Raw genomic sequence first — 17,249 nt, 5'->3', positions numbered from 1 at the left:
TGCAATCGCGTTGGAATGCAACCTGCAATTGGCGAATGGAGGATGTTATTCATTATTGCGTTTATCTGTCCTTGGTTCTATTTCCCTAGAATTTTTTGTTCAATCAAGACCAGGATAGCGTATTTATCCTGCCTGCGTATTTCAAATGGCTATCGATCTTCGCGAGTCCGACAACAGCATCTATTTAGCCTAAACGAAATCACGGCTAATTTTCCAAGGTTTTCGGAAATACCCAAACCAGCCAATCTCAACATTGCTCAACTTCTTTTTTAAACGCTTTGATTTCTCTTGCCGGTCCCATCACGACCAGGACATCCCCCGCATCCAGGCAATGCTCTTTCTCGCCGATGGCAAAATACAGCTGATCGCCCAGTTCCCTGTCTACAACGCCGATCAAAATCAGATTATGATTTTGATTCAGTTTTAAATCGCTGGTCTTGGTATTTTCCAGACAGGAGCCTTTAGGGATTTCTATTTGCGCCATCTTTAAATCATGCCGGCCGAAAACAGTATTATCCAGAATATTGGTAATATCCGGTTTGGTTAGCATTTCGTGGGTTTTCCTACCGCAAATTTCATAGGGGTCGATGATTTTATTAGCGCCTGCGGCCAGTAATTTTTCAGCCGATTCCGGATCGTCAACAATCGCGACAATAGCGATAGCTTTATCAATCGCCCGCGCCGAAATAGTTAAAAATACATTATCGAAATCCCTGGGATAAAAACAAAAAATGGTATCGATGTCTGTCCCTATACCGATGGATCTGAGCGCATCGTCATTGCGGAAATCGATCACTTTCGTTGTAAAACCTTTCTCTGCGACCAGCGCAGCTTCGGCATCGTCTTTCCCAACGAACACGACGCTGTACTGCTCCGGATCCAACCGGCTCATCGCTTCCAAAGACATGACACTGTAACCGAATACGGCAATGCGTTTCATTGCGGCCTCCTTGTTTTCAAACGGCTTTGTTCGATCTGGCCGCGGAAATAGTCTATCGCGTACTCCCTGCCTATAACGACCAGCAGGTCCCCGTCATGCAATTCAAAGTGCGGTTCGGGATTGAAATAAAAATGCTGGTTTTTTATCGGATAACTGTTCTTATGTTTTCTATGCACCGGATTTACGCTGATAATGCCTATCAGCATCAGTTTTCGCTGTTCAAAATCAATATTGCCAATGCTCATGCCTTCAAGCAACGAACCGGCATGAACGCATAAGGTTGCCATAATGATATGGCTTTCTTCGCGGATAATGCCCAAAATGGCTTCAAAAGCGACAGGCTGGCCGATATATTCGGCGACCACCATGCCGGCTATCTCAAACGGCTGGATAACGTTGCTGGCGCCGGCTTGATAAAGTTTTTTTACGTTATCCGGGTGATTGGCGCGGGAAATAATACGAATATCCGGGTTTAAATGACGGCTGGTCAGTGTGATATAAACATTGATCACATCGTCGCCGGTCGTGCAGATAACCGCCGTTGCACCGTTATTGATGCCCGCATTCTGGATCACGCCGTTTTTGCTGGCGTCTTCATGGATAACCAAATAGCCCAAGCGCTTCGCATTTAAAACGCTAGGCTCATGATTATCGATGATCACAAAACGCAGCCGGTCCTTTTCAAGCTGCCTGGCGATATGCTGCCCGACCCGGCCGAATCCGCAAATAATAATAAAATCATTAAACCGGTTCAGTTCGGCATAGGTGCTGTTTTCGCGCAGCTCGTCCATCTCCTCGTTAAAGGCCGTGACGATGATCGAAACCAGGAAAGACAAGACCCCCAGGCCCATCAAAATCAATACCATCGCGATGATGCGGCCGCCGGTCGTCAACGGCGATATATCGCCGTAACCGACCGTCGCCACAGTCACTATCGCCCAGTAAAAACCTTCGAACAAGTTGTTAACCTGTCCGCCGCTGGCCGGGTTTTCGAACAAATAAATCGCGGTGCTGCCAATAAACACCAGGAATCCGAGGAAAACGCCGAGCGTTATCAGCTCGAAGCGCCTGCTGACCAAGACTCTGGCAAAAACTTTGATGCTGTTGAAATAGCGGAACAGTTTAAACAGGCGAAACAGCAGGAAGATCCGCATGACCCGCAACGGCCTGTAGGTCGGCAAAATAGCCAGCAAGTCAATCAAGGCCAACGGGCTAAAAACATATTTTATTTTTTTGCCGATAATGATCCCGGCAACTTTGCCGATCCGAAAAGGAATATTTAAATATTCGGATTTCTCATAATGCTCAAGGACGATTTTGTGGCTGTCGCTGTACAGCCAGCCCCGCAGCAGGTACTCGACAATAAACAGGCTGATCACGCAATGCTCGAACACTACCTCGCCTTCGCCCAGCTCATGGTCCACTTCGTAAATCAATAAAAAAACGCTGAGCATCACCAGACAAATCATAAAAATATCAAAATACAATTTGAGCCGGCTGTTAGGGTTCTCCAACAGGTTGTAGAAAAACGTCTTGCTGCGTTGATAACGCTGCGAGGTTTTCAGGAAATAGGCAAAATAAACAATCAGTCGTGTAAACATAATGGTGCTGGTAAGGCTTGTTCAATGATTAGCGGTTGTGTAGGAAATTGACTTCCTTGTATCCCAAGCCATCCCGAAAAAATGAGATTAAAAACTTATCTTGTAGATGGGCTTCACGCATTAGTATTCTTACTTCATGATTATATTTTGGCTTCAAACCCATTGCTCCTAAAAAACGAATTTACATACAAGTCGTGCTCGCGCCCCTTACCTACATCCATCCTCGTAGGCAAAGCTTCCGCTCTTCGGCAACTGCTCCTGCGTCGCCTAAAGCGCCTACTGTTGGTGCTCTACCTCCTGCATAACCCACAAGGATGTGGGGAAAGCTTCCGCTCCTGCTCACGCCCCTTGCCTACATCCCTGTAGGCAATGACCGCTTGTTACATTCACTGACATTGTCCTATTATAACCGCCAAGTTTTCGTACTATTGACTATTGTTGATGCAAAAAAACACCGAACCGAACAAAAAGCAGTTATTTAGCGGATTTTCCACTCCCGATACCGAGAAAATAAATAAGGCACTGGCAATTACCGCGCAAATTCCTGACGATCCTCATTATTTCCGTCCCACAGGCGTACAAGTGGCGACTGTTTTAATGGATTTTAATATCGATCTGGACACTATCCTTGCCGCGATATTAAGCGATCCGCGTTTAGCTACTTTAAATCCAAAACCCAATATCAAAGAGCAATTCGGCAAAACGGTTGCCGCGTTGGTTGATGATGTTAATTGGCTGAATAAACTAACCGTTTATTCCCTGGAAATGACGGATCAACCAAGTCAAACGGAAACCTTGCGCCGGATGCTGCTGTCCATGACTCAGGATGTCCGCGCCGTGCTGATAAAACTGGCTTACCGGGTTCAACGGCTTAAAGTTTTACCCAGAGAGTCTTATGAGCTCAGGCGTTTTATTGCCCAGGAAACGCTGGACATTTATGCGCCGATTGCCAACCGCATGGGTATTCATCAGTTAAAATGGGAGCTGGAGGACATGGCCTTCCGCTATCTGGAACCTCAATCCTATCGCCGTATCGCCAAATCGCTGACCGATAACCGCGTGCAGCGGGAAAACTGCATTAACAGCTTTATTGCGCTTCTCCAGAAAAAGCTCGCCGATGAGGGAATTTCCGCCGAGATTTACGGCCGCCCCAAGCATATCTACAGCATTTGGAAAAAAATGCACCGCAAGCAACTGGATATAGACGAGCTTTACGACCTGCTGGCGGTGCGGGTTATTGTCGACAACCTGACTGCTTGTTATGCCACTTTAGGCGTTGTGCACAGCCTTTGGCAAACCGTTCCCAAGGAGTTTGACGATTACATCGCCAATCCTAAAGAAAACGGTTATCAGTCTTTGCATACCGTGATTATCGACGGCGACGGCAATCGTATCGAAGTACAAATCCGCACCCAGCAGATGCACGACTTTGCCGAGCTCGGAGTTGCTGCGCACTGGTCTTATAAAGAAGGCGGCAAGCATGACACGGCCATAGAAAAGAACATCGCCTCTTTGCGCAAATTGCTGGAAGAAAAAGGCAGCGACGAAGCACTGACGGAAAATTTTCGTAGCGAATTATTTAATGATCGCGTCTATGTCTTAACGCCGGCCGGCAAATTGATCGACTTAGTTAAAGGCTCTACGCCGCTGGACTTTGCCTACGCCATTCATACCGAAATAGGACACCGCTGCCGTGGAGCGAAAATCAACGGCCGTATTGTGCCGCTAACCTATACCTTAAAATCCGGCGAACAGGTAAAAATTTTAACCGCAAAAGATGGCGGCCCCAACCATAACTGGATCGATCCCAACCTGGGCTATTTAAAGACATCGGCAGCGATCGGCAAAGTTAAAAGCTGGTTTAAAAATCAGCAACAAACTCAAAATATCGCCACCGGCAAAGCTATTCTGGATAGAGAAAGCCAACGTCTGGGGCTAAAAACGCTTAACTTAACTGAGCTGGCTAAGCATTTCCATCAGCAGGATGCTGATAAATTGCTTGAAGCGATAGGCCGTAGCGATATCAACAGCCGTCAGCTAGCGGCATTTTTTAAGATTCCCGAACTGGAAGCACCGGCTGCACCTGCTCAACGGAAAAAGCCCGAACCCGAGGTTAAATCGGTAATATCCGTAGAAGGCATTGATAATGTGCTGACCTCGCTTGCTCACTGTTGCACGCCGGTTCAGGGCAACGACATCATCGGCTATATTTCTCATAAAAAAGGTATTACCATTCACCGCACAGACTGCGAGAACATCCTGCATCTTGGCCCCGAAAAACAGTCCCAGCTTATTTCGGTTGGTTGGGGCGCAAAAAAAGCCAGCTATGCTGTGCCTATTGTTATCCATGCCTTTAACTCGCAAAATCTGCTTAATGACGTTACCCATATTTTAGCGCAAGCCAAAATTCATATTTCCAACGCGGCATTGAATACGGATCCCGACTTTTCAGCGATACTCAATTTGACCATCCAAATTGAAAATACCGATCAGTTAAGCCAAGTACTGAATAAAATAAGCCAGTTGCCCAATATCGTGGATGTTAAGCGTAAAACCTGATGCCTTGCACCTTTAACCTTGTACCTAAATCTTATGTCCCAGCAAACACAATCCCGCCCTGAGCAAAACCAAAGAGAACGCCTGATCCTGGTTGACGGTTCATCTTTTCTATTCCGGGCTTATCATGCGATTCCACCGCTAACCAACGCGAACGGCGAACCTACCAACGCGGTTTACGGCGTAAGCAATATGCTGCGTAAACTGATCGCCGATTATCACAGCGATTACATTACGGTGGTCTTCGATGCTTCGGGCAAAACATTTCGCAATGATCTTTACGATCAATACAAATCCCATCGCCCGCCGATGCCCGATGATTTGCGGGTTCAAATCGCCCCGCTGCATAACCTGATTCGGGCCATGGGGTTGCCGCTGATTATCGAATCCGGCGTAGAAGCCGACGATGTGCTGGGGGCGCTGGCTCAACATGCCGAGCAGCAAGGTTTCGACGTGATCATTTCCACCGGCGACAAGGATATGGCGCAGCTGGTCACCGAGCACATTATCCTGGAAAACACCATGTCCAATACCCGCATGGATATTCAGGGCGTTATCGACAAATTCGGGGTCAGGCCGGAACAGATTATCGATTACCTGGCGTTGATCGGCGACCCTGTCGACAATATTCCCGGCGTACCCAAAGTCGGCCCCAAAACGGCCGCAAAATGGCTGGAGCAATATCAGTCCTTGGAAAACCTGATTGCCCATGCTGATGAAATTACCGGCAAAATCGGCGAAAACCTGCGCGCGAGCTTGGATCAACTGCCTCTATCCAAGCAACTGACTACTATCAAATGCGACCTGGATTTACCCTACAGCATCGAAGACTTGAAACAGCAGCCGATGGACAAGGCGGAACTGAAAAACTTATTGACTGAGTTGGGCTTTTTATCCTGGTTAAAAGCCCTGGATATTTCGGCTACGCCTGGAGCAGATTCTATTGAAAGTGCCTCCGCAAAAGCCAAAGGCTTGTCCGCTAAAATTGATTCCGGCTCGACAATTACTATCCCTCCTGATCCGATCTCCATGGATGGAGGAAATGCCGCAAGACTGCCGGGAGCAATCGCGGCCATGCGATCGTATCAAACAATATTAACCAAGCAGCATTTTGATGAATGGCTTGAACAACTCGAAAAAGCCGACTTGTTTGCCTTCGACACCGAAACGACCAGCCTGGATTACAGCAAGGCGCAAATAGTCGGCGTATCCTTTGCGGTTACCCCGGGCTTTGCCGCTTACGTACCTTTAGCCCATGACTATCCGGGTGTGCCGGATCAACTGGACCGATCCGAAATACTCGAAAAACTGCGGCCTCTTTTGGAAAATCCGCACAAGCCCAAGCTCGGGCAAAACCTGAAATACGATATGCATGTGCTGGCTAATCACGGCATCGAATTACGCGGCATCGCGCACGACACCATGCTCGAATCCTATGTGCTAAACAGCACAGCGACCAAGCATAATATGGATGACCTGGCTAAAGAATACTTGGGCGCCGAAACCATAAGTTATGAGGATGTAGCGGGCAAAGGCGCGAAACAAATAGGATTTCAGGAAGTGTCGATAGAACAGGCCGCGCCTTACGCGGCAGAGGATGCCGACATTACTCTGCAACTGCATGAAGTGTTGGGCGCGAAATTGGCACAACAACCCGAATTGCTTAAGTTATATACCGAAATTGAAATCCCGCTGATTAGCGTACTGGCCCGGATTGAAAACAATGGCGTGTTAATCGACACGGCGATGCTCGCGCAACAAAGCCTTGAGCTTTCCAGCCAGCTTATCTCTCTTGAGCAACACGCTCACGACATGGCCGGGCAGACATTCAATTTGGGCTCGCCCAAACAGATCCAGGACATCCTTTACGACCAGCAAAAACTCCCGGTGTTAAAGAAGACGCCTAAAGGCCAACCCTCAACCGAGGAATCGGTGCTACAGGAATTGGCCCTCAATTATCCGTTGCCCAAACTGATTCTGGAGCACCGAAGTTTAAGCAAGCTGAAATCGACCTATATCGACAAACTGCCGCATCAGGTTGACGACCAAACGGGGCGGATTCATACCTCTTATCATCAGGCGATAGCCGCAACGGGCCGACTATCTTCTTCCGACCCCAATTTGCAAAATATTCCGATACGCAGCGAAGAAGGCCGGAAAATCCGGCAGGCATTCATCGCGCCGGAAGGCAAAAAAATAGTCGCCGCCGACTATTCGCAAATTGAGCTTCGCATCATGGCGCATTTATCGGCCGATGAAGGCTTAGTAAAAGCCTTTAGCGAAAAACAGGACGTACATCGGGCCACAGCAGCTGAAGTGTTTGGCGTTACTCCCGAGCAAGTCACCAACGACTTGCGCCGTTCTGCAAAAGCCATCAATTTCGGGCTGATTTACGGTATGTCATCCTTCGGCCTGGCACAGCAACTGGGTTTGTCGCGCAATCAGGCCCAGTCTTATATCGACTTATATTTTGCCCGTTATCCCGGCGTCAAAAACTATATGGACAGCATCAGGGAGCAAGCCCGCGAACAAGGCTATGTTGAAACCTTGTTTGGCAGGCGGCTATATTTACCGGAAATAAATTCGCGCAATGCGGCGCGGCGCCAATATGCCGAACGCACGGCTATCAATGCCCCCATGCAGGGAACAGCGGCTGACATCATTAAACGCGCGATGATTGCCGCCGATCAATGGTTGTACAAACAAAACCCGGATGTCAAAATGATCATGCAGGTACATGACGAGCTGGTATTTGAAATTGCACAAGATCAAGTAGACGACTGCGCGGCGAAGATCAGAACACTGATGTGCGCAGCCGCCGATCTTGATGTGCCGCTGGTTGTTGATATAGGCGTCGGTAATAACTGGGACGAAGCCCACTAGCTGTTAGCTATTATTTTTCAGCTTTTGACGATATTGTATTATAGTGACTGCATCATTTTAATCTATATAACTGATAATTATTGTTACCCGCTATACTCTTGTCGATTATTGCTTAATAAATTTTTAAATGCCAAATCCAAAAAATGAAAAGCTCATCGTCCTCGTTGAGAAAATGCCCGCCTTTCCTAAAAGCGTCCAACAGGTAGTGCAATTAACATCAGACATCAATGCCTCGCCAAAAGATATTGTCCGTGTTATTGAATGCGACCCGGTCATGACCGTTAAAATTCTTAAAGCCATTAATTCGTCTTTTTACGGGCTGCCTCAAAAAATCACCTCGGTGCAGAAGGCTGTCGTTTATATTGGCCTTAACACTATAAAAAATATTGCCTTAGGCGTTGCCGCTATGGGCATGCTGAATGCCAATAACAAGGCCAATTTCAATACCTCCAATTTCCTATTGCATTCTTTGACCACTGCTGCAATCAGCAAAATGCTTGCTGAACGCATACGTCTGTCTTCAACAGAATGCGGCGATTGTTTTGTTGCCGGATTACTGCATGACTTTGGAAAAGTGGTGTTTGCTGAATTTATGCCCGATGAATTTAAGCTCGCACTGGAAAAGAGCAAAGAACAACAGTTGCCCTTGCATCAAACCGAACTCGAATTTATCGGTCTCAATCATGCACAGGCAGGAAAAATGCTGGCAGAAAAATGGGAGCTGTCGGACCTTTTAATTGATGCTATCGCTAATCATCACGAGCTCGACCATAGTCCAAATGTCTTAAGAGACTGCGTCTTTGCTGCTAATCAAATCAGCAAACAGATGCAGTTCGGTGACGGCGGCAATCCTTTGATAGAAGCTTTCCCCGAGCCCATTGTCAATCGCTTTGGCTTAACTTTCTCCGCCATGTGCGATAGTTTAGGGAACCTGGAACCGGTCAAAACAGAAGCTCAATCTTTTATTAACTTGTAGTGTCCGGTTTGTGCTCCTACCTCGCCTAAAAGCGCCTATTTCTGGTGCCTTACCCCCTACATCCATGCAGTCGAAGGGCAACAATGAAAATTAAATTCTGGGGCGTTAGAGGATCCATACCCACACCGGGACCCAACACCGTTAAATACGGCGGCAATACCACTTGCATAGAAATCCGGACTAACGACAATGATTTGATTATTCTTGACTCCGGCACCGGCATCCACGCGCTTGCACAAAACCTGCTGAAAGAAATGCCTGTTCAGGCGCATATCTTCATTACCCATACCCATTGGGATCATATACAGGGCCTGCCTTTCTTTATCCCCATTTTTATCCCGAACAACCAAATTAAAATCTACGGCGGAATCGATCCGGTAACCAATGAAACTATCAACCGGGCGCTGTCCGTGCAGTTGCAATACAGCTTCTTCCCGATACGGGAAGCACAGCTAAATGCCCGGATTGAATACGCTACAGTAAAACCGGGCGAACCGGTCAAGGTAGGCAGCGCCACTATCACTCCCATTGTGCTTAGTCATCCGGTGTTAAATTTCGGTTATCGAATCGATTGTGACGGACAGTCGATTTTTTTTACCGGCGATTACGAACCGCAGCTCAATATTTATGATCCGGAAGATGATGAATATGCTGAATTCCAGTCTTTCGTCGATGCTAAATGGGGCGAAGTCGTGCTGGCCATGAAAGATGTCGATGCGTTGATTGCCGATTCATCCTATACCAACGAAGAGTACGTCTCCAAACAAGGCTGGGGGCATGGCACTTATGATTCGAGTATAAGGCTGGCTACCGCCGCAAAGGCAAAAAAATTATTTTTTACTCACCATGAACCTACCCGTAGCGATGCAAATCTTGATGCCATTTATCAAAGCATATTGCAAAATAACCCGGACGCCTGTTGCGAATTGTTGCTCGCTCAGGAAGGCGTTGACATATTATTGTAATCCCTTCGGCTTCGCTCAGGGCAGGTCTTTTTAGGACTACGCCCAAGACAAGCTATATTAAGAGGTGGAAAGCCCCGTTTCCTGATCGGAGCCGAAAGGTAGGCTAAACAACCGATCAAGCGCTGAATGCACCTCGTCAATACCGTTTTTTTTCAACGATGAAAACAGCTGTATTGTCACAGGGAAACTGGCATCCTTTAACTCCTTTTGCACCTGTAACAACGTATTTTTAGCTGCTCCATAATTCAATTTATCCGCCTTAGTTAATAATATATGCAGCGGCAGACCGGTATGTTCGCACCACTCTATCATCTGCCAGTCAAATTCGGTTAACGGATGGCGTACATCCATCACCAGAATAATCGCGCATAATGACTTGCGGCCGGTTAAATAAGTTTCCATTAACTCATGCCATTTTTTCTTCACCGCTAAAGGCACTTTGGCATAACCGTAACCCGGCAAATCAACAAACCGTTGCCGCTCATTAATTTCAAAAAAATTGAGCATCTGGGTTCTGCCCGGCGTTTTACTGATTCTGGCCAATGCATTCTGCCGTGTTAAAGTGTTAATAGCGCTGGATTTACCGGCATTTGAACGCCCGGCAAACGCGACTTCCATGCCCTGATCCGAGGGCGTATCCTTAAGATGTGGCGAACTATTAATAAATTTTGCTTGATGATAAATTGGATTCATCGTTGTCTCGCTTAGAGTTACTATTTAGAGTAAAATTTGGTTATGCACAGCAGCCTGAGTAGAGGCGACCGGCCGGTAGCCACTACAATAAACGATTAACCATTCCGAAGGGGAATTTGATGAAGAAAAAATTGCAGGTACTTTCAATTTCTCTGGCGCTGGCCAGTGCTACGAGTATTTTACATGCAGAAGGCAACATTAACGCAGGAAAACAAAAAGCAGCATCCTGCACCAGTTGTCATGGGGATGACGGTAACAGCATGGTAGCAACATTTCCCAAACTTGCACAACAACATTCTTCCTATCTGGCACAGCAACTGCTTGCATTTAAAGACGGCCGTCGCAGCGATCCGATGATGACGCCTATGGCGCTGACGCTAAGCGATGAAGATATAGCGGACATTTCCAGCTATTACGCGGCACAAAAGATTTCGGAAAACGCCTTGCCCACCATAGAACCTGACGATGAAGACGAAAAACCGGCCGGCAACAAAGACATTCAGGAGCTGATTGCCCAAGGCAGCAATCTGTACCGCAACGGCAACCTAGCCAGCGAAGTATCCGCTTGCATCGCTTGTCACGGTCCTTTTGGCGAAGGTAACAAACCGGCTTCATTTCCGGCATTGAAATCGCAACATGCCGATTATTTAATAAAAACACTCACTGACTTTAAATCCGGTTCACGCAGTAATAACCCGGAAAACATCATGCACATGATTGCAAAAAAAATGACGGATGAGGAAATAAAAGCCGTTTCTTATCGTGTATCGATGATGAAATAATTGTCGAGCGGTTTCGCGCTACGACTGCATGAACGCAGGAGCAGTTGCCGAGCAATCCGCCTTTATTCGCCACAAAGTTTGGCGGTTTGCTAACGCGAAACCGTCCTCCAAAACCTTATAGAGAATCTCAGCTATGCTTAAAAAAATCGCTCAAACCAGTCTATTAATTTTATTGTTTTCCTGCTCGGCCTTATTAAGAGCCGAATCCGTTGGCTATGAAACCCTGTCACCGGCGCAGCCTACGCACAATCCCGATAAAATTGAAGTTATTGAGTTCTTCTGGTATGGCTGTCCACATTGCTATAGCTTTGAACCGATATTGGAAAATTGGTTAAAGAATCTGCCTAAAAACGTTGAATTTATCCGTCAGCCCGCTGTATTCAGCGACCTTTGGGGAAAGCATGCCAAAGCTTATTTTACGGCGGAAGCGCTGGGTGTAGTGGATAAAACTCATGCTGATTTTTTCGATGCCATACAAAACAAAAAACAGAATCTTGAGACCGAAGATCAACTCGCTAAATTTTTTGTTGCGCACGGCGTTAACGAAACCGAATTCCATAACGCTTACAATTCATTTTTAGTCGACTCCAAAATGCGCCAAGCCGCTGCTATGGCCGGCCGTTACGGCGTAACCGGCGTTCCGGCCGTCATTATTAACGGCAAGTATAAAACGAATGGCCCTCTAGCCGGTTCTCATGAAAAAATGATAGAAGTTATCAATCAGCTGATTCAACAGGAAAGCAAGGCAAAATAATTGTGCCATCAGCATCAACAGATTACCTTTGTCATAAGTGCTTACACTTTGAACAAAAATAAATTAATCCGGCGACGCAAATCACTGATACAGAGAGTATTTACTTCTTAAGTCATTAACAAGGTCTATCATGAGTTTTTTTAGTAACGCAGCTGACCAGGATAAATGGAAAGAAAAATATTTCAATTTGCTTGATGAACAAGAACAATCGGAGCTGTCTTACAAAAAATATGAAGCGTCTTACAAGGAAAAAGAAGACCTGCTTTGTAAAACAGTAGTACGCCTGACTATCGCAACCACCGGGCTAGACCCTCTTCTGGATCCGCATCTGCTGAGTATGCGAGACCAATTGAAAAACGGTATAAATAGCCATGCACTTAAAGAAGAGCTTGAAAAATTCACCACTTCCGTAGCTCAAATCCAGCACGCGCCACTTCAAGATAGCCCAAAGGAAACCGATCTGCTATTTGATTTCCTACTTTTGCAATACTCAGATGAAAAACAACAAAATGCACTAAACCTGCTGAAGAAAAAAGCTCAGACAGCAAAGTTCGAAACCTCAAATCAATTATTTATCGCCATACTTGAAGCAATCGAGTCTGACAACGGCGTATCTACGCCAAACACCGTCTCTAACCTCATAGATATAAAAATTGTCAGCAAACAGTTATTGCTTTTGCTGGAAGGCATCGAAATTCCCAGTATTTTCGATCAGCAGGCGAAAATTGCAAAACAGTTGCTTGCCACCAGCAATCAAACCACATCGGCTTTTGAAACTATTCTGGACAGGTCCTTTACGCTGCTGCTCAGAATTAAACAACACAACCAATCAGAACAACAGGATATTGATAAATTTCTCTCTCATATTACCGAACAACTGGCGGCGCTGGATGTGAGTGTAATGGGCGCCAGCACGGCCGCGCAAAAGTCGGCCGAGAATAGAAACAGGCTCGATCGATCCGTCTCCGAGCAAATGCAACAATTACAGTTAAGCTCGACCAACGCCACCAAATTGGAGCCTTTAAAAGGCATCATCAACAGCCGATTAGCCAGTATTGCCAAAGAAATTCAGGAACACACCCAAAAAGAAGCCATTCAACGCCAAAAAACACAACAGCAATTGGATGATTTGATCAATAAAATAAAAGACATGGAGTCGGAATCTTGCGACCTCAAATCAAAGCTGAAAATTGCCAATAACCAAGCATTACGAGACAATTTAACAGGCCTACCCAATCGCAATGCCTATAACGAGCGCCTGGAAAACGAATTGGCTCGCTGGAAGCGTTACCATTCTCCATTAAGCCTGGTCGTCTGGGATATTGATCATTTCAAAAACATTAATGACAGCTATGGTCATAAAGCCGGGGATAAAGTGCTACTGTTAATTGCCAAGCAATTAACCGAACATTCCCGCTCAACCGATTTTATTTCCCGATTTGGCGGCGAAGAATTTACTATGTTACTGCCAAACACCGACGGTCAATCGGCTTTGATACTAGCCAACCAGCTACGTCAAATTATTGAGAAGACAGGGTTTAATGCCAGCGGCTCCTCCGTGAGCATTACCATTTCTTGCGGGGTTACCGAGTTTATCCTAAATGATACAGATGAAACAGCGTTTGAACGCGCGGACAAAGCTCTTTATGAAGCTAAAGAGCAAGGCCGCAACCGGTGCTGCCTCTTGTAATAACGTAACTTCTGGATTAGCCACAGATGAAGTGGCCCATAATCAATGTAATGCGGCTCCCTTTACCCAGTTCTACAACTGTATCCTAATGTTCTTCACACCATCCATTGCGATGATTGAAGAGAGTTGAACATCCTGTCAAAGAAGATAAGCAAGCCGATTCAATGCGGTTATCTAGTTTTAAATTGAGCTGACTTTCTGTCACCGCCTCTGGCAGCCGGTTCTACTCGCCGAGCCAGTTGCAATTGAACCTTCTCCTTAAAACAGCTGTCTCCTAATGCCCAAGCCTTGTTGGTAGCATTTCTAATTTCACTTAGCTGCGCTTCGGAAAGCGCCTGATTGAATAGCTCTCTATGGCCGTTTGGCGTTCGTTATCATCAGGGCTCAAACGTTGCAACTCAAAATGAGACGTAACCAAACTATCGGCTTATCCTAGAGCATTAAAGCAATAGCTTGACCACGGATAATCGCCTGGGCCGGCAACTATTCCTGCGCGTACCGGATTTAATTCAATATAGCGCAGGTCATCGCTATCGAGCAGCGTTGCCTTGTAACGGCCTTCCCAGAGCGTGCCGGTGCGGCGGTAGCAGTAATTAAAGAATCGCACATAATACCGCTCCAGCATTTGCATTAATCCTAAAAACACAGACGATAAATTAGCAGGTTTTTTAATCAAAAATCCGTTTAATCCGAACCCATTGATTGCTATAATATGAATATATTCATATTGAGTATAAGGTCTGTTTTCCTCTAGTTGAGGGTAAACAAAAGAAAGCAGGGACGAGTTTATGGTACGTTGACTTGTAAATCCGCTCGATTTACAAGGCAAAAGCCGGTCCAATATATGAATATATTCATATATTGGACCGGCTTAAGTCCTTGGAGGCTTTATGTTAGTTCAAATCGTTGATAAACAACGCCGCGCGGTTAGTGTCGTTAAAACCGCTCTTTTATCGGCCGGCATTACCGGACGCGCTGTTTGCGTACAAGCTGATGATAGCCGGCACGATCAATACGGGCCTGGGGAAAACTATTCGGTTTTTGTATCCGCACCTACCGGAGCCAATATTGAACCGTTTTACGTGACAGGAAAAACTCTCGTGGAGGCGGTTAAGAATATGATTTGTTCGATCAAAATGGGGAAAAACAACTCTAAAACCGAAGCGTCCGCTTTAGCGCCGTTCTAAAGCATTTTCGTGTGAGTCAGGGCGGCTACCCTGACTCACATTTTCTCAAGTTCGCACATTAAAAATATTTAAATTATGTCATCTCAACAAACAAATCAAGTTAAGCAGCTTGCTTTGCTAAGCCGCCAGCATGACGTTTGCGAGAGCTTAAACAAACAAGTTTTGGCGTTTAGCGGCCGGATTTTTCACATTTATCAGTTACCCGGAATGCTCAACAGACTGGCGGGCTTATAGCCGATTGCCCGCCTTTTATTTCATTTGCACATTAGGTATTTGTTATGTATTCGACAGAACAATTAGTTGACCGGACAACGCCGGTTAAAGATCAAGATACACAATTAGCGGTAATTTCCGCCAACCCGCTGGATCTTCCGGCGGCTACTTTTCAAGAAGGCTTGGATCGTCGCAAGCAAAACCGGGCTGCATTAATGGCCTGGATTCGCGACGCATTGGTTGATGGTACCGACTTCGGGAGGGTTCATCTTGTGAATCGTTCAAAATGCCAAGCCGGCGCAAGTTGCCAGAATCCCAGACATTTCAGTAAATCAAGCCTGTTCAAGCCAGGCGCTGAAAAAATATGCGGCATGTTAGGCGTTACCGTGCGTTATCCGTCGCTACCGGAATATGAAAAAGCCGCGCTGACTGGCACAAACCTAAGCCAAATTATCATCCGTTGCGAAATTGTCGACGCTTCCGGCCGGGTCGTTGCCGACGGTATCGGTGCTCGCATTATTGCCCAGGACAACGGCGACATTAACAAAAGCCTGAAAATGGCCGAAAAGTCCGCTCATGTCGACGCGACGTTAAGAATGGCCGGCCTTTCCGAAGTGTTTACTCAGGATATTGAGGATATGGTTCAGCGCCGCGAAGCCGAAAGCATCCATAAAGCCGAATCCGAGCTAAACACCGGCTTTGAAGGTATTAGTAAAACTCAACATCAGCAGCTTGAAGCCAAAATTAAAGAACTTGGACTTGATCGAACCAGGGTTAAAGAATGGATGGCTAAAGCATCGCATAACCGATTCACCAGCTTTTTAGAGCTCAACCAGGACTTTTATCAAATCCTTTACAACAAGCTTGATCAATTTGCAGAGAGCGGATCAATGACTGTTAAAGAGGCCTTATCGATTTTGGGCTTGAGTGCTTTTGCCGACCAGGAAGCTATCAAAACCGCTTACCGTAAGGCTTGCATTAAGTATCGTCCAAACAAAAATCAAGCAGGTCCGGAAATGATGAAAGCAATCAATGCCGCTCACCTGTTTTTGAAAGAAATTGCCTACAACGGTGTAGATCATCCCGTCCAGGAAGAAGTAAACAGCGATTTTGGCGATATGTTAAACGATGCGATAAATGCGGTTATCAGTTTGGATGGCGTCACTATTATTATCCGTGGTGCTGGGGCATGGCTCTCAGGCAATACCAAGGAGCATAAAGAAGCGATAAAAGCCGCAGGTTATCGGTGGGATAACAAAAAAGCAGCTTGGTACTTTCGCCTAACCGATCACAAAAGCTCTAATAAAGGTGAGTGTGACATGGAGAAATCCGGAGATACTGGTGACAGCACAACCTTAAATAGCGAGCCACATCAAGAGCGGCGATTATAATCACCGCTCGACCAAGTTGAGAAAATTATCATGAACAGATTATCTTTATACGAGCTAAGCGCAAATTATCTGGAAGCCCTGGACTTTCTGACCGACCCGGAATCGGATTTACCCATTGAGTCCGTCAATGACACCTTGGAAGCTTTGGGCGGAGAGCTGGAAGACAAAGCTATCAACGTTGCCAAGTTTTTTCGCAATATGGAAGCCACCGCCGATGCGATCAAGACTGCCGAGGCAAACATGGCTAAACGCCGCAAAGCGCTGGAAAATCGGGTACAGTGGCTGAAAAATTACATCAAAGGAAACATGGAGGTCTGCGGCATCAGTAACATTGAATGCCCTCATTTTAAGCTCTCAATCCAAAAGAACCCGGCTATTGTTAATGTTTTGGATGAAGACGCGATTCCTGCACAATTCAAAGAGGCAATAATTAGCTGGAAAATTGATAAAGCTGCGATCAAAGACGCTATTAAATCGGGTTCTGTCGTGCCCGGCACGGAACTGATCAGCGGTACGCGCTTATCCGTTAAGTAATATATCAACTTAAAAAAAGAGCCGCAGTAGCGGCTCTTTTTTTTGCTCAATTTATTACTTCACTCATATAATATTCAAATAATA

The 17,249-nt window shown here is 46.1% G+C and carries 14 protein-coding genes; 10 read left to right on the top strand and 4 right to left on the bottom strand.

All coding sequences use genetic code 11. The annotated features are described in order from the left end of the window. Positions 1-247: 247 nt before the first annotated feature. Positions 248-940 (bottom strand): potassium channel family protein, encoded by a 693-nt coding sequence (locus EPO18_RS01510; protein WP_292429543.1) that lies wholly within the window; start codon positions 938-940, stop codon positions 248-250. Then, positions 937-2,541: an NAD-binding protein gene (locus EPO18_RS01505; protein WP_292429539.1), complete on the bottom strand. Its 1,605-nt coding sequence runs from the start codon at positions 2,539-2,541 to the stop codon at positions 937-939. Before EPO18_RS01505 ends, EPO18_RS01510 begins: the two co-directional genes overlap by 4 nt. A 441-nt stretch (positions 2,542-2,982) precedes the next feature. Here EPO18_RS01505 and EPO18_RS01500 point away from each other — a divergent pair, with 441 nt between their 5' ends. The 4 genes from EPO18_RS01500 (at position 2,983) to EPO18_RS01485 (ending at position 9,921) form a co-directional block, all read left to right on the top strand. Next, a complete protein-coding gene (locus tag EPO18_RS01500) occupies positions 2,983-5,100 on the top strand; it encodes a RelA/SpoT family protein (protein WP_292429537.1) in 2,118 nt (705 codons plus the stop codon). 33 nt (positions 5,101-5,133) lie between these two features. After that, positions 5,134-7,980, top strand: a complete 2,847-nt coding sequence (gene polA / locus EPO18_RS01495; protein WP_292429535.1) for a DNA polymerase I — start codon at positions 5,134-5,136, stop codon at positions 7,978-7,980. A 127-nt stretch (positions 7,981-8,107) separates the two neighbouring features. Then, entirely contained in the window at positions 8,108-8,956 is an 849-nt protein-coding gene (locus tag EPO18_RS01490) for an HDOD domain-containing protein (RefSeq protein WP_292429531.1), read from the top strand. 83 nt (positions 8,957-9,039) lie between these two features. Further along, complete coding sequence (locus EPO18_RS01485; RefSeq protein WP_292429528.1) at positions 9,040-9,921, top strand: MBL fold metallo-hydrolase; 882 nt, start codon at positions 9,040-9,042, stop codon at positions 9,919-9,921. A gap of 57 nt (positions 9,922-9,978) precedes the next feature. Here the strand turns inward: EPO18_RS01485 and yihA are convergent, their stop codons facing one another. Further along, on the bottom strand, positions 9,979-10,614 hold the full coding sequence (gene yihA / locus EPO18_RS01480; RefSeq protein ID WP_292429525.1) for a ribosome biogenesis GTP-binding protein YihA/YsxC: 636 nt from the start codon (positions 10,612-10,614) through the stop codon (positions 9,979-9,981). A gap of 119 nt (positions 10,615-10,733) precedes the next feature. Here yihA and EPO18_RS01475 point away from each other — a divergent pair, with 119 nt between their 5' ends. The 3 genes from EPO18_RS01475 to EPO18_RS01465 all read left to right on the top strand — a co-directional run bounded on the left by EPO18_RS01475 (position 10,734) and on the right by EPO18_RS01465 (position 13,840). Then, positions 10,734-11,396 (top strand): c-type cytochrome, encoded by a 663-nt coding sequence (locus EPO18_RS01475; protein ID WP_292429522.1) that lies wholly within the window; start codon positions 10,734-10,736, stop codon positions 11,394-11,396. A 133-nt stretch (positions 11,397-11,529) separates the two neighbouring features. Next, positions 11,530-12,150, top strand: coding sequence for a thiol:disulfide interchange protein DsbA/DsbL (locus tag EPO18_RS01470; RefSeq protein WP_292429520.1), 621 nt, complete (start codon positions 11,530-11,532; stop codon positions 12,148-12,150). 130 nt (positions 12,151-12,280) lie between these two features. After that, positions 12,281-13,840 carry a GGDEF domain-containing protein gene (locus tag EPO18_RS01465; RefSeq protein ID WP_292429518.1) on the top strand — a complete coding sequence of 520 codons (1,560 nt, stop codon included), beginning with the start codon at positions 12,281-12,283 and terminating at the stop codon, positions 13,838-13,840. 427 nt (positions 13,841-14,267) lie between these two features. Here the strand turns inward: EPO18_RS01465 and EPO18_RS01460 are convergent, their stop codons facing one another. Then, positions 14,268-14,516: a hypothetical protein gene (locus EPO18_RS01460; protein WP_292429515.1), complete on the bottom strand. Its 249-nt coding sequence runs from the start codon at positions 14,514-14,516 to the stop codon at positions 14,268-14,270. A 214-nt stretch (positions 14,517-14,730) separates the two neighbouring features. Here EPO18_RS01460 and EPO18_RS01455 point away from each other — a divergent pair, with 214 nt between their 5' ends. From EPO18_RS01455 to EPO18_RS01445, 3 genes are all read left to right on the top strand, one after another. Continuing rightward, positions 14,731-15,027: a hypothetical protein gene (locus EPO18_RS01455; RefSeq protein WP_292429513.1), complete on the top strand. Its 297-nt coding sequence runs from the start codon at positions 14,731-14,733 to the stop codon at positions 15,025-15,027. 278 nt (positions 15,028-15,305) lie between these two features. Next, the gene (locus EPO18_RS01450) at positions 15,306-16,631 is read left to right on the top strand and encodes a J domain-containing protein (RefSeq protein WP_292429510.1); all 1,326 of its coding nucleotides are present in this window, start codon (positions 15,306-15,308) and stop codon (positions 16,629-16,631) included. A 30-nt stretch (positions 16,632-16,661) separates the two neighbouring features. Beyond that, positions 16,662-17,165 (top strand): siphovirus Gp157 family protein, encoded by a 504-nt coding sequence (locus EPO18_RS01445; RefSeq protein ID WP_292429508.1) that lies wholly within the window; start codon positions 16,662-16,664, stop codon positions 17,163-17,165. The last annotated feature ends 84 nt before the right edge of the window (positions 17,166-17,249 follow it).

Source organism: Methylobacter sp., from assembly GCF_004322395.1.
Taxonomy (GTDB): Bacteria; Pseudomonadota; Gammaproteobacteria; order Methylococcales; family Methylomonadaceae; genus Methylobacter_A.
Note: the sequence above shows the minus strand (reverse complement) of the source record. Positions and strands in the feature narration are given on the sequence as shown.